The 21,211-nt window shown below is 71.3% G+C and carries 18 protein-coding genes and 2 pseudogenes; 8 read left to right on the top strand and 12 right to left on the bottom strand.

Annotation, left to right across the window (positions count from 1 at the left end):
- Positions 1 to 167 precede the first annotated feature (167 nt).
- Together ACFY4A_RS40840 and ACFY4A_RS40835 are read left to right on the top strand one after the other, a co-directional pair.
- The gene (locus tag ACFY4A_RS40840) at positions 168 to 860 is read left to right on the top strand and encodes a DUF402 domain-containing protein (protein WP_390834383.1); all 693 of its coding nucleotides are present in this window, start codon (positions 168 to 170) and stop codon (positions 858 to 860) included.
- 300 nt (positions 861 to 1,160) lie between these two features.
- On the top strand, positions 1,161 to 3,299 hold the full coding sequence (locus tag ACFY4A_RS40835) for a SpoIIE family protein phosphatase (RefSeq protein WP_390834382.1): 2,139 nt from the start codon (positions 1,161 to 1,163) through the stop codon (positions 3,297 to 3,299).
- A gap of 90 nt (positions 3,300 to 3,389) precedes the next feature.
- Here the strand turns inward: ACFY4A_RS40835 and ACFY4A_RS40830 are convergent, their stop codons facing one another.
- A complete protein-coding gene (locus tag ACFY4A_RS40830; protein ID WP_390834381.1) occupies positions 3,390 to 5,732 on the bottom strand; it encodes a transglycosylase domain-containing protein in 2,343 nt (780 codons plus the stop codon).
- A 264-nt stretch (positions 5,733 to 5,996) separates the two neighbouring features.
- Here ACFY4A_RS40830 and ACFY4A_RS40825 point away from each other — a divergent pair.
- A pseudogene (locus ACFY4A_RS40825) lies at positions 5,997 to 6,124 on the top strand (SPFH domain-containing protein); the annotation flags it as partial.
- A 213-nt stretch (positions 6,125 to 6,337) separates the two neighbouring features.
- Here the strand turns inward: ACFY4A_RS40825 and ACFY4A_RS40820 are convergent.
- On the bottom strand, positions 6,338 to 7,300 hold the full coding sequence (locus tag ACFY4A_RS40820; RefSeq protein ID WP_390834380.1) for a LysR substrate-binding domain-containing protein: 963 nt from the start codon (positions 7,298 to 7,300) through the stop codon (positions 6,338 to 6,340).
- Between the two features lie 133 nt (positions 7,301 to 7,433).
- Between ACFY4A_RS40820 and ACFY4A_RS40815 the strand changes: the two genes are divergently transcribed.
- Together ACFY4A_RS40815 and ACFY4A_RS40810 are read left to right on the top strand one after the other, a co-directional pair.
- Positions 7,434 to 7,988, top strand: coding sequence for a peroxiredoxin (locus ACFY4A_RS40815; protein WP_390834379.1), 555 nt, complete (start codon positions 7,434 to 7,436; stop codon positions 7,986 to 7,988).
- Between the two features lie 4 nt (positions 7,989 to 7,992).
- Positions 7,993 to 8,526: an alkyl hydroperoxide reductase gene (locus tag ACFY4A_RS40810; protein WP_390834378.1), complete on the top strand. Its 534-nt coding sequence runs from the start codon at positions 7,993 to 7,995 to the stop codon at positions 8,524 to 8,526.
- Between the two features lie 57 nt (positions 8,527 to 8,583).
- Here ACFY4A_RS40810 and ACFY4A_RS40805 read toward each other — a convergent pair whose 3' ends face one another.
- From ACFY4A_RS40805 to ACFY4A_RS40775, 7 genes and pseudogenes are all read right to left on the bottom strand, one after another.
- The gene (locus tag ACFY4A_RS40805; protein WP_390834377.1) at positions 8,584 to 9,915 is read right to left on the bottom strand and encodes an AI-2E family transporter; all 1,332 of its coding nucleotides are present in this window, start codon (positions 9,913 to 9,915) and stop codon (positions 8,584 to 8,586) included.
- Between the two features lie 133 nt (positions 9,916 to 10,048).
- Positions 10,049 to 10,771 (bottom strand): transglycosylase SLT domain-containing protein, encoded by a 723-nt coding sequence (locus ACFY4A_RS40800; protein WP_390834376.1) that lies wholly within the window; start codon positions 10,769 to 10,771, stop codon positions 10,049 to 10,051.
- Positions 10,772 to 11,172: 401 nt separating this feature from the next.
- The gene (locus ACFY4A_RS40795; RefSeq protein WP_390834375.1) at positions 11,173 to 12,498 is read right to left on the bottom strand and encodes a PhoH family protein; all 1,326 of its coding nucleotides are present in this window, start codon (positions 12,496 to 12,498) and stop codon (positions 11,173 to 11,175) included.
- A gap of 316 nt (positions 12,499 to 12,814) precedes the next feature.
- The gene (locus ACFY4A_RS40790) at positions 12,815 to 13,588 is read right to left on the bottom strand and encodes an isoprenyl transferase (protein ID WP_390834374.1); all 774 of its coding nucleotides are present in this window, start codon (positions 13,586 to 13,588) and stop codon (positions 12,815 to 12,817) included.
- Positions 13,589 to 14,287: 699 nt separating this feature from the next.
- Entirely contained in the window at positions 14,288 to 15,082 is a 795-nt protein-coding gene (locus ACFY4A_RS40785; RefSeq protein WP_390834373.1) for a methyltransferase domain-containing protein, read from the bottom strand.
- Between the two features lie 38 nt (positions 15,083 to 15,120).
- Positions 15,121 to 15,262, bottom strand: a pseudogene (locus ACFY4A_RS40780) (LLM class flavin-dependent oxidoreductase); the annotation flags it as partial.
- A 116-nt stretch (positions 15,263 to 15,378) separates the two neighbouring features.
- On the bottom strand, positions 15,379 to 16,125 hold the full coding sequence (locus ACFY4A_RS40775; RefSeq protein WP_390834372.1) for a prepilin peptidase: 747 nt from the start codon (positions 16,123 to 16,125) through the stop codon (positions 15,379 to 15,381).
- A 120-nt stretch (positions 16,126 to 16,245) separates the two neighbouring features.
- On the opposite strand from ACFY4A_RS40775, the gene ACFY4A_RS40770 reads away from it, so the two are divergent.
- The 3 genes from ACFY4A_RS40770 (at position 16,246) to ACFY4A_RS40760 (ending at position 17,517) form a co-directional block, all read left to right on the top strand.
- On the top strand, positions 16,246 to 16,608 hold the full coding sequence (locus ACFY4A_RS40770; RefSeq protein ID WP_390834371.1) for a DUF192 domain-containing protein: 363 nt from the start codon (positions 16,246 to 16,248) through the stop codon (positions 16,606 to 16,608).
- A gap of 7 nt (positions 16,609 to 16,615) precedes the next feature.
- Complete coding sequence (locus tag ACFY4A_RS40765) at positions 16,616 to 17,035, top strand: PucR family transcriptional regulator ligand-binding domain-containing protein (RefSeq protein WP_390834370.1); 420 nt, start codon at positions 16,616 to 16,618, stop codon at positions 17,033 to 17,035.
- A gap of 224 nt (positions 17,036 to 17,259) precedes the next feature.
- Complete coding sequence (locus ACFY4A_RS40760) at positions 17,260 to 17,517, top strand: helix-turn-helix domain-containing protein (RefSeq protein WP_390834369.1); 258 nt, start codon at positions 17,260 to 17,262, stop codon at positions 17,515 to 17,517.
- A 66-nt stretch (positions 17,518 to 17,583) separates the two neighbouring features.
- Here the strand turns inward: ACFY4A_RS40760 and ACFY4A_RS40755 are convergent, their stop codons facing one another.
- From ACFY4A_RS40755 to ACFY4A_RS40745, 3 genes are all read right to left on the bottom strand, one after another.
- Complete coding sequence (locus ACFY4A_RS40755) at positions 17,584 to 18,429, bottom strand: hypothetical protein (RefSeq protein ID WP_390834368.1); 846 nt, start codon at positions 18,427 to 18,429, stop codon at positions 17,584 to 17,586.
- Positions 18,426 to 20,591, bottom strand: coding sequence for a Flp family type IVb pilin (locus ACFY4A_RS40750; RefSeq protein ID WP_390834367.1), 2,166 nt, complete (start codon positions 20,589 to 20,591; stop codon positions 18,426 to 18,428). Before ACFY4A_RS40750 ends, ACFY4A_RS40755 begins: the two co-directional genes overlap by 4 nt.
- Before the next feature lie 117 nt (positions 20,592 to 20,708).
- Positions 20,709 to 21,029, bottom strand: coding sequence for a hypothetical protein (locus ACFY4A_RS40745; RefSeq protein WP_390834366.1), 321 nt, complete (start codon positions 21,027 to 21,029; stop codon positions 20,709 to 20,711).
- Positions 21,030 to 21,211: the final 182 nt, after the last annotated feature.

Here is a 21,211-nt window from a genome sequence, read left to right as displayed (position 1 = left end):
GCAAAAACGCCCGCTCTAAGGTGCACGCCAGAGCAGTCTTGAGATGCATTCATCCCCGGCGTGAACGCCGGGGCTTTCTGCAAGAGTCCCAGTAACCACGTGCGGACCGGGCGTGAACCATGACGTCCTGCACCGTGGAGGATGCCCCGGGCACCTAATATTTGCCCATGGCACACGACGGAGCGACCGCACGCGCGACGACGGGCGGTGTGACCGCGCCCTGGACCCCCGGCAGCCAGATCCTGTGGCGGTACCGGGAGAACGGCGGCGCGGGCTTCCACATCGTGCGGCCCGTGACCGTCGTACAGGACGACCCGGGCCTGCTCGCCGTGTGGATGGCGCCCGGCACCGAGTGCGTCAGACCCGTGCTCGCCGACGGCACGCCCGTGCACCTGGAACCGCTCGCGTCGCGTTACACCAAGCCGCGCACCGTGCAGCGCGACCGCTGGTTCGGCACGGGCGTGCTGAAGCTGGCCCGGCCCGGTGAGCCCTGGTCGGTATGGCTGTTCTGGGAGCCCGGCTGGCGGTTCAAGAACTGGTACGTCAACCTGGAGGAGCCGCTGGCCCGCTGGGCGGGCGGGGTCGACTCCGAGGATCACTTTCTGGACATCTCCGTTCATCCGGACCGCAGTTGGCACTGGCGCGACGAGGACGAGTTCGCGCAGGCGCAGCGGGACGGGCTGGTGGACGCCGAACTCGCCGAGCGGGTCCGGGCCGCGGGCCGGGACGCGGTGGAGACGATCCGCGCCTGGCGGGCTCCGTTCTGCGAGTCCTGGCAGCAGTGGCGCCCGGACCCGGCCTGGGAGGTACCGTCACTGCCGGACGACTGGAACCGCACGCCCACGCGTGTGGCCTCATGAGACCCTTGATGCGCCCCCGGGCGGGAAACGTAGGATCGTCCTCCGCGGTAGGCGAAGGGCCGGTACCAACTCCCGGAGCAACAATCGGGCCTGATCGAACGTCACCGAGGAGCGGCAGGACGTGAGCGAGGGGTACGAGGGCAACACCCGTGCGGACCGCGGTCGGTTCGCCGGTGGCACAGCAACAGCCTCTGACCACGCCGGAAATCCGTTCCTGGGGCATGTATTCCGGGTATCGGGTCTTCGGCGGGACGAACTGCGCGCCCGGCGCGCAGCCCCGGACGGATGGATTCGACACGCGTGACGGAGCAGCCGACCTCCTTCGAACGCCCCCAGCCGGGCGCCGACCCCGCGGACGCCGGTGGGGCGCTTCTGCGTACCCCCACCGCCCCGGGGGCCGCGGCGTTACCGCTGCAGTCCGGCCCGGCCGACGACGCGCCGCGTCCGGCCGCCGCGGCCGGCTCCGAGCACTCCCAGCCGGCGTCCGCCGAGCCCGACGCACCCCGTCCGCGCCCCGCTCCGGAGGGCATCCCCGCCCAGCCGGACGCGGCGGCCAGGGCCGGCGACGGCGGGAGCCCCGGCGGCGCCGAGTCCGGGCACCAGAACGCCGAGGCGTCCCGCACGGCGGGCGGGCCCGGCGGTCAGGAGCGCCGGGCCGGGCGCGGTGTGCCTCCCGGAGGCCAGGAGCGCCGTACCGGGCAGGGACTGCCGCCCGGGCGGACGCTGCCGATGCGGCGGGACGGGGACCGCTTGCGGTTCGTGGGGGCGGCCACCCGGCGCATCGCCCGGGGCATGGACCTCGACGAGATCGTCCTGGGGCTGTGCCGGGCCACCGTGCCGACCTTCTCCGACGCCATCCTCGTGTATCTGCGCGAGCCGCTGCCCGTGGGCGACGAGCGGCCCGCGGGCCCGCTCGTCCTGCGGCTGCGCCGCACCGACCGGATACCGGCGGAGCGCGGCACCGAGCTGGGGTTCATGCCGGCGCCGGTGCCGGAACAGCCGGCCGAGCTGTCGGCGGTGACCAACGAGCTGTGCGAGGTACGGCCCGGCTCCGCGCTGGGCGAGGTGCTGCGAGGCGTGCGTCCGGTGTTCACGGACACCGCGTCCGCCCACGCCGCGCTGACGGAACTCCTCGGCGAGGACTCCGAGTTGGTCGTGCCCGACGGGCAGCGCACCATTCTCGCCCCGCTGCGCGGCCGACGCCGGGTGATAGGCGCCGCGCTGTTCCTGCGCCGTCCGGAGCGCCACGCGTTCCAGCCCGACGACCTGCTCGTCGCCGCACAGCTCGCCACGCACAGCGCCCTCGGCATCGACAAAGCGGTGCTGTACGGCCGTGAGGCGTACATCGCCGACGAGTTGCAGCGCACCATGCTGCCGGAGACGCTGCCCCGCCCCACCGGCGTACGGCTGGCCTCCCGCTATCTGCCCGCCGCGGAGACCGCGCGGGTCGGCGGGGACTGGTACGACGCGATCCCGCTGCCCGGCAGCCGGGTCGCCCTCGTCGTCGGCGACGTCATGGGCCACTCCATGACCTCGGCCGCGATCATGGGCCAGCTGCGCACCACCGCGCAGACCCTGGCCGGGCTCGACCTGCCGCCGCAGGAGGTGCTGCACCACCTCGACGAGCAGGCGCAGCGCCTGGGCTCCGACCGCATGGCGACCTGCCTGTACGCGGTCTACGACCCGATCGAGCACCGCATCACCATCGCCAACGCCGGCCACCCGCCACCGGTCCTGCTGCACCTGGGCGGCCGCTCGGAGGTGCTGCGGGTGCCGCCGGGCGCGCCGATCGGCGTCGGCGGAGTGGACTTCGAGGCGGTCGAACTGGACGCCCCGGCGGGGGCGACCCTGCTGCTCTACACCGACGGCCTGGTCGAGTCGCGCCTGCGGGACGTGTGGACGGGCATAGAGCAGCTGCGCGAGAAGCTCTCGGCGACCGCGCAGCTCACCGGCCCCGACCATCCGCCGCCGCTGGAGGCGCTGTGCGACGAGGTGCTGGACATGCTCGGCCCGGGCGACCGGGACGACGACATCGCGCTCCTCGCCGCCCGTTTCGACGGCATCGCGCCGAGCGACGTGGCGTACTGGACCCTGGACCCGGAGGACGCCGCCCCCGGCCAGGCCCGCCGCCTGGCCCGCCGGGCGCTGTCCCGCTGGGGCCTGGAGGAGCTCACCGACTCCGTGGAGCTGCTGATCAGCGAGGTCGTCACCAACGCCGTGCGCTACGCCTCCCGTCCGGTCACCCTGCGCCTGCTGCGCACCGATGTGCTGCGCTGCGAGGTCGGCGACGACGTGCCGCAGTTGCCGCGGCTGAGGCAGGCCCGCGCCACGGACGAGGGCGGACGCGGACTGTACCTGGTCAACCGGCTGGCCAGGCGCTGGGGCGCGACCCGGCTGAGCACCGGCAAGGTGGTCTGGTTCGAGCTGAACCAGGGCTGAGCCGGAAGCCCGCGGACACGCGAAAGGGGCGTCCGGCCGGACCGGGCGCCCCTTCGCACTGCTCACCGCGCGTCGCTCACCCCACGTCGCTCACTGCTCGTTGGGCAGGAGCGGGGTGCCGCTGAGGCCGTCCGTCGGCTCCCTGCTCGTCGACGGCTCGCTCGGCGACTGCGACGGTGTCTGGCTCGGCGTCTGCGACGGCGTCCGGCTGGGCGTGTCGCTGGGCGACTCGGACACCGACGGCGCGGTGGTGGTGGGCGTCTCGGACGGAGTCTGGCTCGGCGACTCGGTGACCGACGGGGACACGGACGGCTGCACGGCGGCACCCTGCTTGGTGTCCAGTTCGAACTTGCTGGTCGCCCCCATCACGCCGAAGGTGTACTCGGCCCAGATCTGCGCGGGGTAGCCACCGCCGTTGATACGGCCGCTGCCCGGGATGAGGCCGGTGGCGCCGCTCAGCGTGGTGTGCGCGTGGGTCTTCGGGTTCTCGCCGAACAGGCCGACGGAGGTGACCAGGCCCGGCGTGTAGCCCGTGAACCAGGCGGACCGGTTCTCGTCCGAGGTACCCGTCTTGCCCGCGACCTGCTGGCCGTTGCGCCGCGGATTGTCCCGCACCGAGACCTTCGCCGTACCGTCGTCGACCACGCCGGTCAGCACCGAGGTGACGGTGTCGGCGGCCTGGCGGCTGATGACCTGCTCGCCGACCGGGTCGGCCATCTTGACCGCACGGCTCTTCTGCTCGGCCGACTTGATGATGGTCGGGGTGACCTTCTTGCCGTGGTTGTCGAGGGTGGCGTACATCCCGGCCATCTCCAGGGGGCTGGCGCCCATGGAGCCCAGCGTCTGGGCCGGTACCGCCTGCATGCCCTTGGTGTTCATGCCGAGCTTGCCGGCGACGTCCATCACCTTGTCCATGCCGACGTCGATGCCCATCTGTGCGAAGACGGAGTTGACGGACTTGTTCATCGCCGTCTGGACCGTGATGTCGCCGTAGTTCTGGTCGTCCTCGTTGGGCGGGCCGAAGCCGACCTTGGTGCCGTGGTCAACGACCTGACGGCCGCTGGTGCCGTCATAGACGGTGTTCGCCGTGATCGGCCGGCCGTCCTGGGTCCTGGAGTCCTCCTCCAGCGCCGCGGCCAGGATCACCGGCTTGAAGGTGGAGGCCGGCTGGAAGTCCCGCCGGGTCGCGTTGCTGAGGTAGTGCTTGAAGTAGTCCTCGCCGCCGTACAGGGCGAGGATGTGCCCGGACTCCGGGTCGACGGAGACGGCACCGGCCTGGACGTGCCCGTCCACCGTCCGCTTCTTCGCGTCCAGCTTGCTGGTCAGCTGCGCCTTGACCGCCTCCTCCAGCGCGGCCTGCTTCTTCTTGTCGATGTTCAGGGTGATGGTCCAGCCCTGGTCCTCGACCGCCTGCTCCGCCTGACCCTGGCTCAGGCCCTGGTCCTTCATCAGCTGCTGTTCGAGCTGCTGGTTGGCCAGCGCGATCAGGTAGCCCTTCTGGCCCTCCTGCCCCGGAGCGGGCTTGGGCTCCTTGGGGACGGGGAACTTCATGGCCTGCCGCTTGCCGGCGTCCAGCCAGCGCTGCTCGACCATGTTGTCCAGCACGTAGTTCCAGCGCTGCTGCGCGAGCCGCTTGCCGGTGTCGCTCGCGACGGCCCAGTCGTACTGGCTCGGAGCCTGCATCAGGGCGGCCAGGTACGCGCCCTGCTCGACGGTGAGGTCCTTGGCGTCGACGCGGTAGTAGGCCTGCGCGGCGGCCTGGATGCCGTAGGCGCCCCGGCCGTAGTAGCTGGTGTTGATGTAGCCGGCGAGGATGTCGTCCTTCGACATCCGCTGGTCCACCTTCAGCGAGATGACCAGTTCCTTCAGCTTGCGCGTGATGGTCTGGTCCTGGTTGAGGTAGAAGTTCTTGACGTACTGCTGGGTGATCGTCGAACCGCCCTGCGCGCCCTTGCCGGACAGCGTGTTGAGCAGACCGCGGGCGGTGCCCTTCAGGTCGACGCCGGAGTCGGTGTAGAAGGTCTTGTTCTCGGCGGCGACGAAGCAGTGCTGGACGTCCTTGGGCACCCTGGACAGGTCCACCATCTCGCGGTTGATCTTGCCGTTGCGGGCCAGGATCGTGCCGTCGCTGTACTTGTAGACGTTGCTCTGGCGCTGCGCGTCGGCGTTGCCCTCGGGTATGTCCACGACCATGTACAGCACGATGAAGGCGCCCATGCCCAGCAGGCAGAGGCCGAGGAAGGTGCCGAGGATCTTCTTCCAGGTGAACAGGCGGCGCATACCGCTCCTCCCCTTCGGCCTCGCCGCCCGCCGGGCCGCGGCCCTGCCGTCGCCCACGGGTCCTATGCCGGCCGCCGGTGTCCCGGACGAGCGCTGGGGCGCCGCGCGGCGGCCACCGCGCTGTCGCGCTCGTCTCTCTTCCGCTCGTCCCATGGGTCCGTACGCTCCGCTTCCGTCTCGGCTGTCACTCAGGTGCGTGGTCCGGGTCAGCTCAGAAAGCTAACACCACCGTCTATGACAAAGGCCCCCTGATCCGCCCCATTACGGACGTGACAATCAGCACCTGCCCCAGTGGAACCGACGCTTCAGGGGCGCCGAGGGTTGTCGCAGGGCGGTAAAACGTCATCACATGGACAGGCAGGAGCGATCGCCAGCCGGAGCCATCGGCCACGGGAGGCTCGGAGGCCCAGCACCCGCATGGAACTGGCCGCGGTGATGGTGTGGCAGGCACGGGACACCGCGCCTGCCACCTTCGATGCGGACGACCTCCTGGAGTCGTCTCCACCCAGATCGAGGCGGCCGTACGCCACATCGCCATCGAGTACCGCTCCTGGAGACTGAACACGAGTTGCGGATGCTCAGCCGCGCGCCCCGAGCGGTTGTGGGCGCACTGGTCCCCGGCGTACTCGTCCCCGAGGCGGCGACACGCGTCGCGTGCGCGGTCCGGTCCAGGGAGGCCGGTTCCCTGCGCGACCGGGCAGACAGGCACGGCCAGAAGCGACGGGGAGGCCCCACCATGGGCCCCCACACCCCGGGGTTCAGTCCCGCCCGCCACCGTCCAGCACCCGCACCGGCAGGGGGCGCAGGTCCGCGCGCAGGGCGGCGGCCAGTTCCCGGTATTCGGCGGCGCGGGCCGCGCCGGTGCGCATGGCCAGGGCGATACGGCGGGAGGGGGCGGGGTCGGCGAAGTAGCCGGTGAGGAGCTGGTTGTCGCGGGAGGTCTCGACCCTGAGGGCGGTGCGGGGCAGCAGGGTGCAGCCGAGGCCGCCGGCGACGAGTTGGACGAGGGTGGACAGCCCCGCGGCGGTCGTCGTCACCGGGGCGTTCTCGCGCCCGGCCTCGCGGCAGATGTCGAGCGCCTGGTCGCGCAGGCAGTGCCCCTCGTCGAGCAGCAGCAGATTGAGTTCCTTCAGGGCCTCGCGCGGTATGCCCTCCCGGCCGCCGAGCCGGTGGTCGAGCGGGGTAACCAGGACGAAGTCCTCGTCGAACAGGGGGAGTTCGACGACGCCGGGCACGCCGAGGGGCACGGCGAGGAGCAGCAGGTCGAGCCGCCCGCCGGCGAGCCCGTCCAGCAGGTTGGCGGTCTGCTCCTCGTGGACCTGGAGGTCGAGGTCGGGGTAGCGGTCGTGGACGAGCCGCAGCACGGTGGGCAGCAGATAGGGCGCGACGGTGGGGATGACGCCGAGCCGCAGTACGCCGGTGAAGGGCGCCCGGACGGCCTCGGCCTCCTCCAGCAGGGCGCCGACCTCCCCGAGCACGGCCCTGGCCCGGACGGCGAGCCGCTCACCGGCGGGCGAGAGCAGCACCCTGCGCGTCGTACGCTCCAGCAGTGTGACACCGAGTGCCTCCTCCAGCGAGGAGACGGCACCGGAGAGGGCCGGCTGGCTCATGCCGATCGCCGCGGCGGCGTCCCGGAAGTGCAGATGCTCCGCGACGGCGGCGAAGGCGCGCAATTGGGACAGGCTGGGCTGCCTGCGCTTCCCGGGACTACTGACGGTCACTGATAACTACCTCCGATCAACCCGACCGAGTGTAGCTATTTCTGTAATCAATGCACCGTGTGCCAACATCAGCATCGTCCAACCCATGGGAAACACCAGTACGACGGGTGTTTCTTCGCTGCAAGGAGAGCACGTGCTCACTGTCGGTGACAAGTTCCCCGAGTTCGAACTGACCGCCTGCGTCTCGCTGGAGAAGGGCAAGGAGTTCGAGACGATCGACCACAAGACCTACGAGGGCAAGTGGAAGGTCATCTTCGCCTGGCCCAAGGACTTCACCTTCGTGTGCCCGACCGAGATCGCCGCCTTCGGCAAGCTGAACGACGAGTTCGCCGACCGCGACGCCCAGGTCCTCGGCTTCTCCGGCGACTCCGAGTTCGTCCACCACGCCTGGCGCAAGGACCACGACGACCTGCGTGACCTGCCGTTCCCGATGATGGCGGACTCCAAGCACGAGCTGATGCGCGACCTCGGCATCGAGGGCGAGGACGGCTTCGCCAAGCGCGCGGTCTTCATCGTCGACCAGAACAACGAGATCCAGTTCTCCATGGTGACGGCGGGCTCGGTCGGCCGTAACCCCAAGGAGGTCCTGCGGGTCCTCGACGCCCTCCAGACGGACGAGCTCTGCCCCTGCAACTGGACCAAGGGCGACGAGACCCTCGACCCGGTCGCCCTGCTGGCGGGGGAGTGACCCCATGTCCCTGGACTCCCTGAAGTCCGCCGTCCCGGACTACGCCAAGGACCTGAAGCTCAACCTGGGCTCGGTCATCGGCAACAGCGACCTGCCCGCGCAGCAGCTGTGGGGCACGGTGCTGGCGACGGCGATCGCCTCGCGCTCGCCGATCGTCCTGCGTGAGCTGGAGCCGGAGGCGAAGGCGAACCTGTCGCCGGAGGCGTACACCGCGGCGAAGGCCGCGGCGGCCGTCATGGCGATGAACAACGTCTTCTACCGCACCCGCCACCTCCTGTCCGACCAGGAGTACGGCACCCTGCGGGCCGGCCTGCGGATGAACGTCATCGGCAACCCCGGCGTCGACAAGATCGACTTCGAGCTGTGGTCCTTCGCCGTCTCCGCCATCAACGGCTGCGGCATGTGCCTCGACTCCCACGAGCAGGTCCTGCGCAAGGCCGGCGTGGACCGCGAGGTCATCCAGGAAGCCTTCAAGATCGCCGCGGTCGTCCAGGCCGTCGCGGCGACCCTGGACGCGGAAGCGGCCCTCGCGCAGTAACGCGCACCGCACGGTCGAACCCCGTCCCCCCTCGAGGGTGGACGGGGTTCGGTGGTTTCAGCTCGATTCGGGACTCCCCGAGCCCGGACTCCCCGCGCCGGACGGCACGGTGGCCGGCTCCGGCGGAGCCGGCCCCGCCGGAGCCGCCTCCGGCACCCGCGCCTGCCGCCGCTCCTGCTCGCGCGCATAGGCCCGCAGATACCCGACCGCCGTGTTCGTCACCGCCACCAGCGGCACCGCCACCACCGCGCCGCCGATCCCCGCGATCAGCCCGCCCGCGGCGACCGACAGGACCACCGCCAGCGGATGCACCCGCACGGCGCGGCCCAGGATGAACGGTTGCAGCACATGCCCCTCGATCTGCTGCACCGCCAGCACCACCGCCAGGACCATCACCGCGGTGAAGACCCCCTGGGTGACCAGGGCCACGACCACCGCCAGCGCGCCCGACACCACCGCGCCCACCAGCGGGACGAAGGCGAACAGGAAGATGAAGACGGCCAGCGGCACCGCCATCGGCACATTGAGGAAGTAGATCCCCAGCCCGATGAAGATCGCGTCGATCAGCGCCACGACCACCGTGCCGCGCACGTACGCGGTCAGCGTGCGCCAGGCCCGCGGACCGGCACCGGCCACGCCCGGACGCGCTGCCGCCGGGACCAGCTTCAGCGTCCACTCCCAGATGCGCCGGCCGTCGTAGAGCAGGAACAGCGTGGAGAAGATCGTCAGGAGAATCCCGGTCAGCGCCTCCACGATCACCGTCACGCCCTGAAGGCCGGCCGAGGTGATCTGATCGGTGTTGGCGCCGATCGCCTCCCGCAGGTTCTTGGCTATCTGGTTGATCTGCTTGTCGGTGACATGGAAGGGGCTGTTCAGCAGCCACTTGCGCAGCTGGTCGATGCCGTCCTGTATCTGGCTGGAGAGCGTGTCGATGTTCTCCATGACCTGCCAGGTCACGAACCACCCGATCAGCCCCATGATGATGAAGCCGAGGACCGCGGTGAGCGCGGTGGCCGGCCCGCGCGGCAGCCCGTACCGCCTCAGCCACGCCACCGTCGGCTGGAGCAGCGCCGTGATGAGCAGCGCGGTCACGAAAGCGAGCACCACCAGCTGGATGGCGCTGATGGCCCGCATCAGCACCCACACGGTGCCCGCGAGCACCAGCACCCGCCAGCCGGCCTCCGCGGCCACCCGTACGCCCCACGGCACGGCCTGGGCGGGGTCGGGCCGGGCGGTCGCGTCCGGCAGGGGCTGGGCGTCCACGTCCGCTTCCGGCCCGGTGTGGTCGGTGTGATCGTTCTCCACCTCGGCTCGGCGCTCGTCCAACCGCTCACCCATTTCGGTGAGTCCGGCGCCGAGTCGGCCGAGCCACCCTGGCACTCGCGACATGATCCGTCCTCTTCCCCCGTCTCTCCCCACCACTCCCCCCAGGAGCCGTCCGGTCCGACCGTACAGGGCAACAGCCCCTCCCCCTAAGACGGGGAGGGGCTGCGCGGAGGTTGAGTGCGGCGGGCGGTCCGGCTCAGTACCAGTGGTTGGCCTGCCAGAAGTTCCACGCGTCGCAGGGGCTGCCGTAGCGGCTGTCCATGTAGTTCAGGCCCCACTTGATCTGGGTGGCCGGGTTGGTCTGCCAGTCGGCGCCCACGGAGGACATCTTGGAGCCCGGCAGTGCCTGGAACAGGCCGTACGCGCCGGAAGAGGGGTTGACCGCCCGGTAGTTCCAGCTGGACTCGTGGTTCACGATGTTGCTGAAGCACTGGAACTGGCCGGCCGGCACCATCGAGCGCGCCATCGCCTGGATCTGCGCGACGGTGTACGAGCTCTGCACCGCGAAGCTGGAGGCGTCGCGGGCCGCGGAACGGCTGGCCGCCGCCTCGCGCTCGGCACGCTCCTTGGCTTCCTTCGCCGCCTTCTCGGCCCTCTCGGCCTCCGCCTTCTTGGCGATCGCCGTCTGGGCGGCGGCCTTGCGTGCGGCCTGCTCCGCCTCCTTCTTGGCGCTCGCGTCCGCGGCGATGGCCTGTGCGTCGGCCTGCTGTGCCAGGGATGCGGTCTGCACCTGGGCCTGCTGCCCCGCGGGGATGTCCGCGAGTAGCGTCGCGTCGGCTGCCATCGCCTCGGCGTCGTTGTTCTGCGCGGTGCTGCCCGAGGCAACGCCGACGACGCTTCCGACAGCGGTGACCGCGGTGGCGGAGGCCACTGCGAATCCCCGGACCGAGATCCGGCTCACACGGTTTCCTTCCAGCATCGCCCGCTTCGGTGACCCTGGCGGACGCAATCGTGCCCCTGGCACTGGCCTCCCAACTGCGGGGTCACGGGAGGCACGGGCCCGGTGGGCAACTCCCTCGAGGGGAGCGCCGCGTGGTGCTCGGGCGGCATACGACGACGCTATGGAGTTGGAGCGCGTTGCTCAGGTGTCGCTGGACCGCTGGGGGTGCAGATGTGTCGTATGCGGGGCCTGACAGGAGTGAGACTCTGCCGTAATCCAACGCCGCAAGGCAATTCCGAGTTGCGTGTGAAAGCTCACATCCCCTTCGGCCCAGGGGATTTCTTCAAACGTCCACATACGCGGACGCCGCCCGGCTAGGCTCAGGCCTTTGCCGGACGGCGCCAACTCCCGGACCACCGCTTGAGGGTGGGCGGATCGGATCAGATATGCCCGTCCTCCAGCATTTCGGTCACAAGGGCCGCGATCTGGGACCTCTCGGACCGGGTCAGTGTCACGTGCGCGAAGAGTGGGTGACCCTTCAGTTTCTCCACGACGGCGACGACACCGTCGTAGCGACCGACCCGCAGATTGTCCCGCTGCGCCACATCATGAGTGAGAATCACCCGCGAATTGGCGCCGATCCGGGACAGAACGGTCAGCAGGACGTTCCGCTCAAGTGACTGCGCCTCGTCCACGATCACGAACGCGTCGTGCAGCGAGCGGCCGCGGATGTGGGTGAGCGGCAGCACCTCCAGCATCCCGCGCGCGGTGACCTCCTCGATGACCTCCCGGGACGTCACCGCGGACAGCGTGTCGAAGACCGCCTGCGCCCACGGGTTCATCTTCTCCGCCTCGGTACCCGGCAGATAGCCGAGCTCCTGACCGCCGACGGCGTACAGCGGACGGAAGACCATCACCTTCTGGTGCTGACGGCGCTCCAGGACCGCCTCCAGACCCGCGCACAGCGCCAGCGCCGACTTGCCGGTGCCGGCCCGGCCGCCCATCGACACGATCCCGACGTCCGGGTCGAGCAGCAGGTCCAGGGCGATCCGCTGCTCCGCGCTGCGCCCCTTGATGCCGAACGCCTCCCGGTCGCCGCGCACCAGGCGGACGCCACCCTCGGGCGTGACGCGGCCCAGGGCCTTGCCCCGCTCGGACTGGATCGTCAGACCGGTGTGCACGGGCAGGTCGACCGCCTCCGGGACGTGGAGGTGCCCCTCCTCGAAGAGGACGTCCACCTGTTCACCCGGCAGGGTGAGTTCGGACATTCCGGTCCAACCGGAGGAGTCGGTGATGGCGAGCTCCGCGCGGTACTCCTCGGCCAGCAGGCCGACGGAGGACGCCTTGATGCGCAGCGGCAGGTCCTTCGAGACGACGGTGACGTCGTACCCTTCCGCCTGCAGGTTGCGGGCGACCGCGAGGATGCGGGAGTCGTTGTCCCCCAGGCGGTAGCCGGTGGGCAGCACGCCGGGGTCCGAGTGGTTGAGCTCGACCCGGATCGTTCCGCCGAGGTCCCCGATCGGGATGGGGGCGTCGAGGCGGCCGTGCCGGACCCGGTAGTCGTCCAGCAGGCGCAGGGCCTGCCGGGCGAAGTAGCCGAGCTCGGGATGGTGCCGCTTGGCCTCCAGTTCCGTGACCACGACGATGGGGAGCACGACCTCGTGCTCGTCGAAGCGGGTCAGGGCGTTCGGGTCCGCCAGCAGGACGCTGGTGTCGAGAACGTAGGTGCGCCGGTCTGGCTTGTGGCGCTTTGCGCTGGTCACCACGGAAGGACGTACCCCCTCGGATGAGGTCGGGGAGCGACGAGATGGAGCTGGACCGGTCGACGGCCCCCGCACACGGCGGGCCGCGGACCGGCCCTCCACGTCTTCGTCCGTGCTGTGACCGCACGGTCGGGCTCGTACAAAGGGCCTCCCGGGCGGACGGCCCCGGGCCGCCCGCTGAGATCCGACGCCCGTGGTTCGGGTGTCGACCTGTTTGCCTTATGCCCTCGAAGATGCGCCGCCATGCAAATACGCGGAACGACGCACGAATGAACTCCTCGTGAAGAGGTGGCACCCGGGTGACGGAAGGGGTACGTCCTCAGCCGCCGTAGCGGCGGTGGCGGGCCGCGTAGTCGCGCAGCGCGCGCAGGAAGTCGACCTTGCGGAAGGCCGGCCAGAAGACCTCGCAGAAGTAGTACTCGGAGTGCGCCGTCTGCCAGAGCATGAATCCGGACAGCCGCTGCTCCCCGCTGGTGCGGATGACCAGGTCCGGGTCGGGCTGGGCCTTGGTGTACAGGTGGCGGCCGATCATCTCGACGTCGACGGACTCGGCGAGGTCCTCCATGGAGGTGCCCTGGTCGTGGGCGTCGAGGAGCATGGAGCGCACGGCGTCGGCGATCTCCTGCCGGCCGCCGTAGCCGATGGCGACGTTGACGACTATTCCGTCGACGTGTGCGGTGGCCTCCTCGGCCTCCTTGAGGGTGGCCTGCATGACCGGCGGCAGCAGGTCCATGGTGCCGACGTGGTGGACGCGCCAGCGGCCGTCGGCGGCCAGGGAGCGCACGACGTCCTCGATGATGCCGAGGAGCGGGACGAGCTCTTCCTGGGGCCGGTCGAAGTTGTCCGTGGACAGCAGCCAGAGCGTGACAACCTCGACCTCCGTCTCGGTGCACCAGCCGAGGAACTCCTCGATCTTGTCCGCGCCGGCCCGGTGGCCCTGGGCGGTGGTGGAACCGGCGGCCTTCGCCCAGCGCCGGTTGCCGTCCATGATGACGCCGATGTGCTTGGGCACCTGAGCGGGGTCCAGGTGGCCCTCCACCCGGCGTGCGTACAGCCTGACCAGCAGGCCGCGCAGCTTGTCGCGCAGGTTCACGTGTTCGTCAGCCCCTCCGTATGGATCGGACAGGCGCGGCCGGGGGCGTTCCCTGTCCGTGCGGCGGCCTGGTCCGTATGGCGGTCCCCGGGGGCGAAGCCTACCCCCGGCATGCCAAGCGTCCCTCAACAGGGCGCTGTGCGCGCCCTGGTGTATCAGACGCGGCCCTCGCGACTCCCAAAGAAAACGGGCCGGTCCGTGGGGGGGAGACGGACCGGCCCGAGGGGGGGTTTCCACCATAACCCTTCGTAAGGGCTGGTGTGTGCCCAGACGCGACAAAATTACTCTCCGAAGTCGTGCGACGACGCATGGAGAGCGCACCGGAGCGCCGGACCCCGTCATTCCGCACCTGATCATGGCCGAATCACGGCGGAATCAGCGGCAAAGCGGCCAACATCCGACGAGAAGCGAAGAGGCTCGGCCCTTTGGGGGTCGCACGGCGCGTTGCCCCCGGATCCCTCCCGAGGGCGACCCGGTCGCGAACGTCCGCTTGACGCCGACGGCACCGCCCGCACCGGCCTCCGGGCCGGCCGGAGACCGCTCAGCATCGTGGCACCGCACAGCCCCCTCCGCCACGCGATACCGACCGCGTGACTTTGCTCACGCGAATTTCCTTGGTCTGAACTTTACCTTTGGTGAAAGGGTGACTCGAAGGGGCAGGCGGTAACGATGTGAGAACAGGCTCCCCCGGTTGGGTGTTCACCTCGCCCTGCGGGCCTCGAAGAGGTGGCGGGTGCTGTGTGCCACGAACGGCCCCCGCGCCTCAATGCGTTCGTGCAGCGCCCGCAGCCGGGGCTCGTACGCCTCGACGGTGAACCCGGGGACCATCCAGATCACCTTGCGCAGGAAGTGCACGACGGCGGCGATGTCGTGGAACTCCATGCGCAGGCGTTCGGCGCGCAGGCCGACGACCTCCAGACCGGCCGCCCGCGCGTCCGCGCGCTCCCGGTCGGGGTGGCGGGCCTCGCGCGACTGCGCCGGCTGGGGCCCGAGGAAGTGCTCGACGAGTTCGAAGACGCTGCCGGGCCCGACGTGCTGCGCGAAGTACGTCCCGCCGGGCTCCAGAACGCGGGCGATCTCCGTCCAGTGCGGGCGTACGGGGTGCCGGCTGACGACGAGGTCGAAGGCGCCGTCGGCGAACGGCAGCGGCGCGTCCTCCGGGGAGTCGACGACCACGACGCCACGCGGGCGGAGCAGTGCGGTGGCCTTGGCCACGTTCGGCGGCCAGCCCTCGGTTGCGGCGAGCAGCGCGGGCGCGGCCGCGGCCCGTCCGAGCGCGAAGTCGAGGACCTCCCCGCCGCCGGTCTGCACGTCGAGCACGGCACGGGCCCCGGCCAGCCGGGCGGCCATCGAGACGGCGTACCCCCAGGAGGGCCGCTCCTCGGTGGCCCGGCCAGCGAACCATGAGAAGTCCCACCCCTCGGTGGGAACGGCGGCCCCCTCGGCGACGAGGTCCTCGAAGGAGCGGGCGGAAGGGTGCTGACGGTCTGCCATACGGGTGATCGTCCCCGAAAACGGTCACCCGCCGCCTCCTATATACGGGCGCGCACGTCCTCGGCCGCGAAGCGGACGAGGCCCTCCGGGGTCCGGCTCGTCCCCGGTCGGCTGGAGGATCACCGTGCCGGCGCCGGCGAGGGCCCTCACCGCCTCGGCGACGGCGGACGCGTCTGCGGCGGCGCTCCGGTGTCGTCGGCGAGGCGGGCGATCGCGTGCAGCCGTTCGGGGGCGGTTGGGGTCGGAGGACGGCGCCGAGTCCGGTCATGCGGGCTTCCTCCCGCCCGTTGCGCGCCTCACGCCGCCGCGAACGCCCCCAGCAGCAGCCCCGTCAAGGCTCCACCGAGCATGAACGGCCCCAGCGCGATGGCCGACTTGCGGCCCGCCCGGCCCAGCACCACCAGCCCAAGGCCGTAGCCGGCGCCGTAGAGCAGCCCGGCGAAGGCGCCGACGACGAGGACCGGCCAGCCGTACCAGCCGAGGGCCGTGCCGAGCGCCAGGGCGAGTTTGACGTCGCCGAAGCCCATGCCGGCCGGGTTGACGAGGAACAGCACGAAGTACGCGGCGCCGAGGGCGAGTCCGCCGAGCAGGGCGGTGGGCCAGGAGCCCGCGGCGGCGGGCAGGGCGGCGGCGACACCGAGCAGGGCGACGGTCGCGGCGGCCAGCGGCAGCGTCAGCACGTCCGGAAGCCGGTGCACGCGGCGGTCGACGAGCGCCAGCAGCACGCCGGCCGGCGCGGCGAGCAGCCAGACCGCCGCCTCGGGGCGCGGCCCGGTGGCGGCGGCGAGCGCGGCGCAGACGAGCGCGGTCACGGCCGCGACGACCCGGGCGCTCGGCCCGTACGGTCCGCACCCGGCCACCGCGGCCGTGCAGCGGGCCCGGCCCACCCAGCCCCCGAACCGGCCGGTGATCGGATGCCCGCCCGGGCACCGGGCGCTCCAGGCCTCCCCGGCGCCGACCGCGAACCGGTGGGCGGCCCGGGGCAGCAGCAGTCCGGTCCCCGTGCCCCACAGCACGGCCACGACGGTCACAAGTACGCGCACGCCGGGACCCTAGCCGCGGCGTGCGCGCGGGGCATGGGCCCGTGGACCCATGCGGGGCCCACTCCCCCGCGGATACGGTCGGTCGGCAGGGAACAGGACTCGGCGGGAGGGCGGTTCGGCATGGGACGGCGCCGGCGTGACGGGCGGGGCAGGCTGATCGTGCACGGTTCGGCACCGGTGACGGTCCCGCTGGAGCTGGCGACCTCCTACCGCGCCCGTACCAAGGGTCTGCTGGGCCGTGATTCGGTCGACGGCGCGATCCTGCTCTCCCCCGCCAACAGCGTGCACACCTTCCGCATGCGCATCCCGATCGACGTCGCCTACCTCGACCGCGACCTGCGCGTCCTCGCGGTCCGCACCATGCGGCCGAACCGCCTCGGCAGCCCCCGCCCCCGCTCCCGCCACGTCCTGGAGTCGGCGGCGGGCACGATGGCCGGGTGGGGACTTCGGCCGGGGGTGCGGGTGACGGTGGAAGCCGAGTGAGGCGCCCTTGTGCCCGTGCGACCCTCACCTGAGCTGGGCACACGGGATCGAACTGGCCGACCCCACCCCGTGGTTGTCCGGCGGCGAAGTGGTCCTGACCACGGGGCTTCGACTGCCGCGCACGACGGAGAAACGCGTCGAGTACGTTGAGTGCCTCGCCGCGGCCGGGGTGGCCGGTCTGGGATTCGGAGTGGGCCTCTCGCACGCCCGCGTGCCCGCGCCGATGGTCGGGGCCGCGGACCGGCTCGGGCTTCCGCTGTTCTCCGTGCCCCTGCCCACGCCCTTCGTGGCGATCATCCAGGCCGTGGCGGACAAGGTGGCGGAAGGCCAGTACGAGGTGGAGCGCGCGGCCATAGAGGCGCCCGGATGCCAGAGGCATGCCCGCAGTGCGGGACCCGGTGGCAGCCGCCGAGCAGGTCGCCGCTGAACTGGCGGATGTGGCACGTCAGCACGGCAGCGTGGTCAGCGCGACGGGACTGGGCGATGTCGTCCCGCTGGCACAGGCGGACACCTCGCTCCGGCAGGCCCGTCACGCCGCACGGCTCGCGCACGCCGAGCGGTGGCCCCTGCAGGCCCACACCGGCCTGCGACTGCACGCCCTGCTGCTCGCGGGCCATTCCCCCCAAGTCACTGCGTGCTCTGGGCGCACTCGTGCTCGGGCCCCTGCAGGAGAACGATCGCGTACGCCGGGGCAGCCTGCTCGAAACCCTCGAGGTGTTCTTGCACTGCAACGGCCACTGGGAGACGGCGGCCGCGAAGCTCGGCGTGCACCGGCACACCGTCCGGCACCGGGTACGCCGCATCGAGGAGATCACCGGTTCACGTCTGGACTCGGCCCACGACCGGGCGGAGTTCCTGCTCACGCTCTCCGCCCACAGAATGGGCGCGACCACGGGTTCGTCCGGCTGACGCCCCCCGAGCCCCGACCGACCGCGCTCCCGACTGCCTCGGGCGTCCCTCCGGAGCAGCCGGGTGTCACCAGGGGATGGTCCTCGGGCGACGGCTGCGCCACCAGCGTTCCGCTGTCCCGTCCGCGCCGGCGCGGGTGCGCTCCGGTCCCTCGGTGTGGTCGCGGTAGATCAGGTCCAGCCGCGCCAGCGCGGAGCGGAGGCCGTTAGCGCGGGGCCCCGTGAGATGCGGGGCGATGTCGGCGAGAGCGTCGCGGGCTTGAAGGTCCCGCCGGAACAGGTCCTCCCGGTATCGGCCGCCCGGACTCCAGCCGGACTCCAGCCGGCGGACCAGCCGCTCCCATACGCGCAGGTCGTAGTGGAGACGCCCCTCGAGGCTCGCCGACGTCCCGGTGGGACAGCCGGCGAGGTAGGCGTCGGCCACGGGGGTGCCGATGGGCTGCCTGTCCAGAATTTCCGGAAGGATCTCGACCCGCGCGTCCGGCAGGTCCGCCACCGGCTCCTCCACCGCCTCGACGCGGTACGCCGTGTCGTCCTCGGTGTCCAGCGCCTCCAGGCGGCACCTGACCGAACGACCGTCAGGCGTTGCCACCCAGTAGGCACTCGGCAGTTCGACCTCCGAAGGGTGGAGCACGGAACTGCCCGTCCTCACCGCGAGGCCCTGCGCGAGCCCTCCCTCCGTGAGGCGTCCGGCGGTGCCGTCCTCCACCGTGAGGTCCAGTTCGAGGGCGAGGTCACCCGGCGGCAGCCGGCGGTAGGTGCACAGCACGGGAGCCTCCCAGTGCCGTCCTTCCTGGTCGCCGTCCGCGTCGGCCACGTCCACCGCGTCCTCCGGGACCGCCAGCAGGTCGGCCAGGGCCCCTCGGAGGTGGGCCGGCGCCGGCTCCGCGACGGTGAAGAGGTTCGCGATCACTTGTACGTCCCGTCGTAGATCTCCTTGGCCTTCTGCACCTTCGCGGGATTGTTGACGAACTTGGGGTCGCGCTGCAATTGCTGCGACTTTCCCAGGTCGCCCTTGTTCCGCGCGATCTCCTTCAGCGCGGCGTACTCGATGCGGTCCAGCTCGACCAGTCCCGGACCGGACTTGGGGAAGACCGTCCCGTTGGCCTCCACCTCGTACCTGCGGCCGTTGATCTCGTAGGTGTTCCCGTCCGGCAGCAGGTTCGCCCGGCCCTTGGCGATGCCCTCGATGTCCGAGCGTACGAGGTCCTCGTTGCCCCTGAGGATCACCGTGTTGCGCTCCTTGACCTGACCGCCTGACGCTCCGCTGATCGTGTGACGCTTGTTGGGGAACTTGAGCACCTTGCCGCGCGCCGGGCCGGGAACGTCGTCCCCCGCCTGCCACTCGTTGGCCGGCTTGCCGCTCCCGCGCCGCGCGTCCTCGGCGGCCTCGTCCGCCTCGTCCGCCTGCTTGCGGGCCTCGGCGGCCTCCTTCTTCGCCTCCTCGTCACAGCCCTCCTGGGCGAGGAGCACGTAGCGGGGGCCGCCCGCGGCGAGGACGGTGGTTCCCGTGCCGGCGCCGCCCATGAGGCCGCCACCGCCCCCGTAGGGGGTGCGGCGGGCGGGCGCGGCGATCGTGCAGCCGGACTCACGTGCCTTCCGCTCGGCCTCGTCGGCCGCCTCGTCCGCCTCCTTCGCGGCCCGCTCGGCGCCCTCGACGTCACCCGCCTTGGCCGCCTTCTTGGCGTCCTCCGCCGCCTCGCCCGCCTGCTCCGCGAATTTGCCCAGCTTCCCCAGTTTGCCGAGCTTGCCGAGCTCGCCCACCTTCTCGACGACCTTGCCGACGTCGTAGCCGGGGATGAAGAGGGAGCCGATGTTCCAGATGACGTGGGAGACGGCACGGGTCTTCTCGCCGTTGTTCCAGTCCTCGGCCACGTCGTCGCCGATGAACACGTCCCACAGGACCGTCTTGCCCGTGTTCAGCGAGGCTCCGCCCCAGTCCCGGATGGCGCCGAAGTAGTCGCCGTCCGACCACTTCTTCCCGGCGTCCTCGGAGTCCTCCAGCCAGTCCTGCCCGAGCTGCTTGCCGTAGTCGGCGATCCCGCTCAGGGTGTCTCCCGGGTTCGTGACCATGTCCCAGATCCCGGTGACGTCCCCCCAGATACCGTCGACGAAGATCCCCTGACCGACCTGCTTGAGCTGATCACCGGCACACCCGAAGAAGGCACCGACACCGGAGAAACAGCCGTCGTCCTTCTTCTCGTCGGGGCCGCCGCTGTTGTCGTTGTTGTCGGCCTCGGTGGTGGGGGTGTCGTCGGTGGTCTGGTCGCCGCCGGTGGTCCGGCCGCCGTCGTCGGTGGTGGTGCCGCCGGTGGACCGGTCGCCGCCGTCGGTGGTGGTGCCGCCATCGGTCGTATTGCCGCCGGTCGCGGTACCACCGGTCGTCCCGCCGCCAGTCGAGGAGCCGCCACCAGTGGAGGTACTGCCGTCGGCCGTGCCCCCACCGGTCGTGGCGCCGCCGGTGTCGCCGGAGGCGTGGGTGTCGGTGCCGTTGTCCGCCGGGCCTGCGCAGCCCATCCCTACGACCTTGCAGACCTGGGCCTCGATGCTCGTGAATATCTGCGTGCCGAGGCCGCTGACCACCAGCGCCAGCACGATGGCGGCCACGATCGCGACCAGGCCGGCGTACTCGACCGCGGTCTGCCCCTCGTCCCCCCGCCGCCACCGGATCATCCGGGCGAGCGAGAAGGGACGGCGCTCGGCCCGCGCCGGCACCGGGAGTTCGTACCACTGCCGGCTCTCGGACTGCAGCAGGAAGTAGAGGATGAGGACCGGCAGGAAGAGCTGGATGCCCCCGCGCGCCGAACCTCCGGTGAGGTTGGCGAGCCCTCCGAGTATCAGCCACACCTGCACGCCGATCAGCGCCCACCGGACCCGGCCCCCGCCCTCCCAGCTCCGCCGGGCGAGCCACCAGCCGAGCACTCCGGGCGCGGCGGCATACGCGACGAGGGCGACGACACCGCCGTCGAGGGCGCCGTACGACCCGGCCGTCAGCAGCAGACCGATCCCGCCGAGCACGGTGGCGACGAACAGTGTGTGCACGAGCACCAACGCCGCCGACAGCGACCGTGGCATGTGCCCTCCCCCCGGTTGGCGCACAACTCCGCCCGAGGTTAGGAAACGACCGCCTGCCCGGCATGGGCCCGGAGACCCAAACCAACGCCCATTCAGCGCTTGGCCATCACGACCCGCTCACGCTGGATACGCACGGGCCCCCTCCCTCGGCAGTACCGCCCACATCCGCGTGCCCCCGCCGGGCTCGCGGGCGTCGCCGAAGCCCCAGTCGCCGCCGCAGGCCCGGACCACGCAGGCCGACAGGCGCAGCGCCGAGCGCCGGCGGGCGTCGCAGGCGGCGGCGAGGCGGGGGTGTTGGTGGCGGGGGTGCGCGTCGTAGAGGACCACGCGGAGGGCGTCCTCCCGGTAGCGGAGGCATACGTACACCTCCGGGGAGGTCGTGAAACGGCAGGCACAGGCGGCGAGTTCGCTCGTCACCTGGACCGCCGCGTCGGTCATGTCGGCGAGGCCGTGCGCGTCGAGGACCGTGCGGATCGTCGTCCTGACGATCGCCGGGGTCCGTGGTGCGGCCGGGAGCGTGAGGCTTTGACGTGCTCCCTGGCCTAAAGTCCAGGGATTCCGGCCTGGGTCGTCTGACCCTTCCGGGGGCTTCCTGCTTCAACGCGCTGTGCGGGCACGTG

The sequence above is a fragment of the Streptomyces sp. NPDC001292 genome (assembly GCF_042896465.1).
GTDB lineage: Bacteria > Actinomycetota > Actinomycetes > Streptomycetales > Streptomycetaceae > Streptomyces.
This window is presented reverse-complemented; position numbering and strand designations above follow the sequence as displayed.

What these genes read in the sequence shown, in the direction of transcription:
- ACFY4A_RS40745 (WP_390834366.1), bottom strand. Translation starts at nt 21,029, where the DNA reads ATGACCGACGCGGCGGTCCAGGTGACGAGCGAACTCGCCGCCTGTGCC.
- ACFY4A_RS40800 (WP_390834376.1), bottom strand. Translation starts at nt 10,771, where the DNA reads ATGCTGGAAGGAAACCGTGTGAGCCGGATCTCGGTCCGGGGATTCGCA.
- ACFY4A_RS40830 (WP_390834381.1), bottom strand. Translation starts at nt 5,732, where the DNA reads ATGGGACGAGCGGAAGAGAGACGAGCGCGACAGCGCGGTGGCCGCCGC.
- ACFY4A_RS40805 (WP_390834377.1), bottom strand. Translation starts at nt 9,915, where the DNA reads ATGTCGCGAGTGCCAGGGTGGCTCGGCCGACTCGGCGCCGGACTCACC.
- ACFY4A_RS40785 (WP_390834373.1), bottom strand. Translation starts at nt 15,082, where the DNA reads ATGGCAGACCGTCAGCACCCTTCCGCCCGCTCCTTCGAGGACCTCGTC.
- ACFY4A_RS40750 (WP_390834367.1), bottom strand. Translation starts at nt 20,591, where the DNA reads ATGCCACGGTCGCTGTCGGCGGCGTTGGTGCTCGTGCACACACTGTTC.
- ACFY4A_RS40770 (WP_390834371.1), top strand. Translation starts at nt 16,246, where the DNA reads ATGGGACGGCGCCGGCGTGACGGGCGGGGCAGGCTGATCGTGCACGGT.
- ACFY4A_RS40810 (WP_390834378.1), top strand. Translation starts at nt 7,993, where the DNA reads ATGTCCCTGGACTCCCTGAAGTCCGCCGTCCCGGACTACGCCAAGGAC.
- ACFY4A_RS40840 (WP_390834383.1), top strand. Translation starts at nt 168, where the DNA reads ATGGCACACGACGGAGCGACCGCACGCGCGACGACGGGCGGTGTGACC.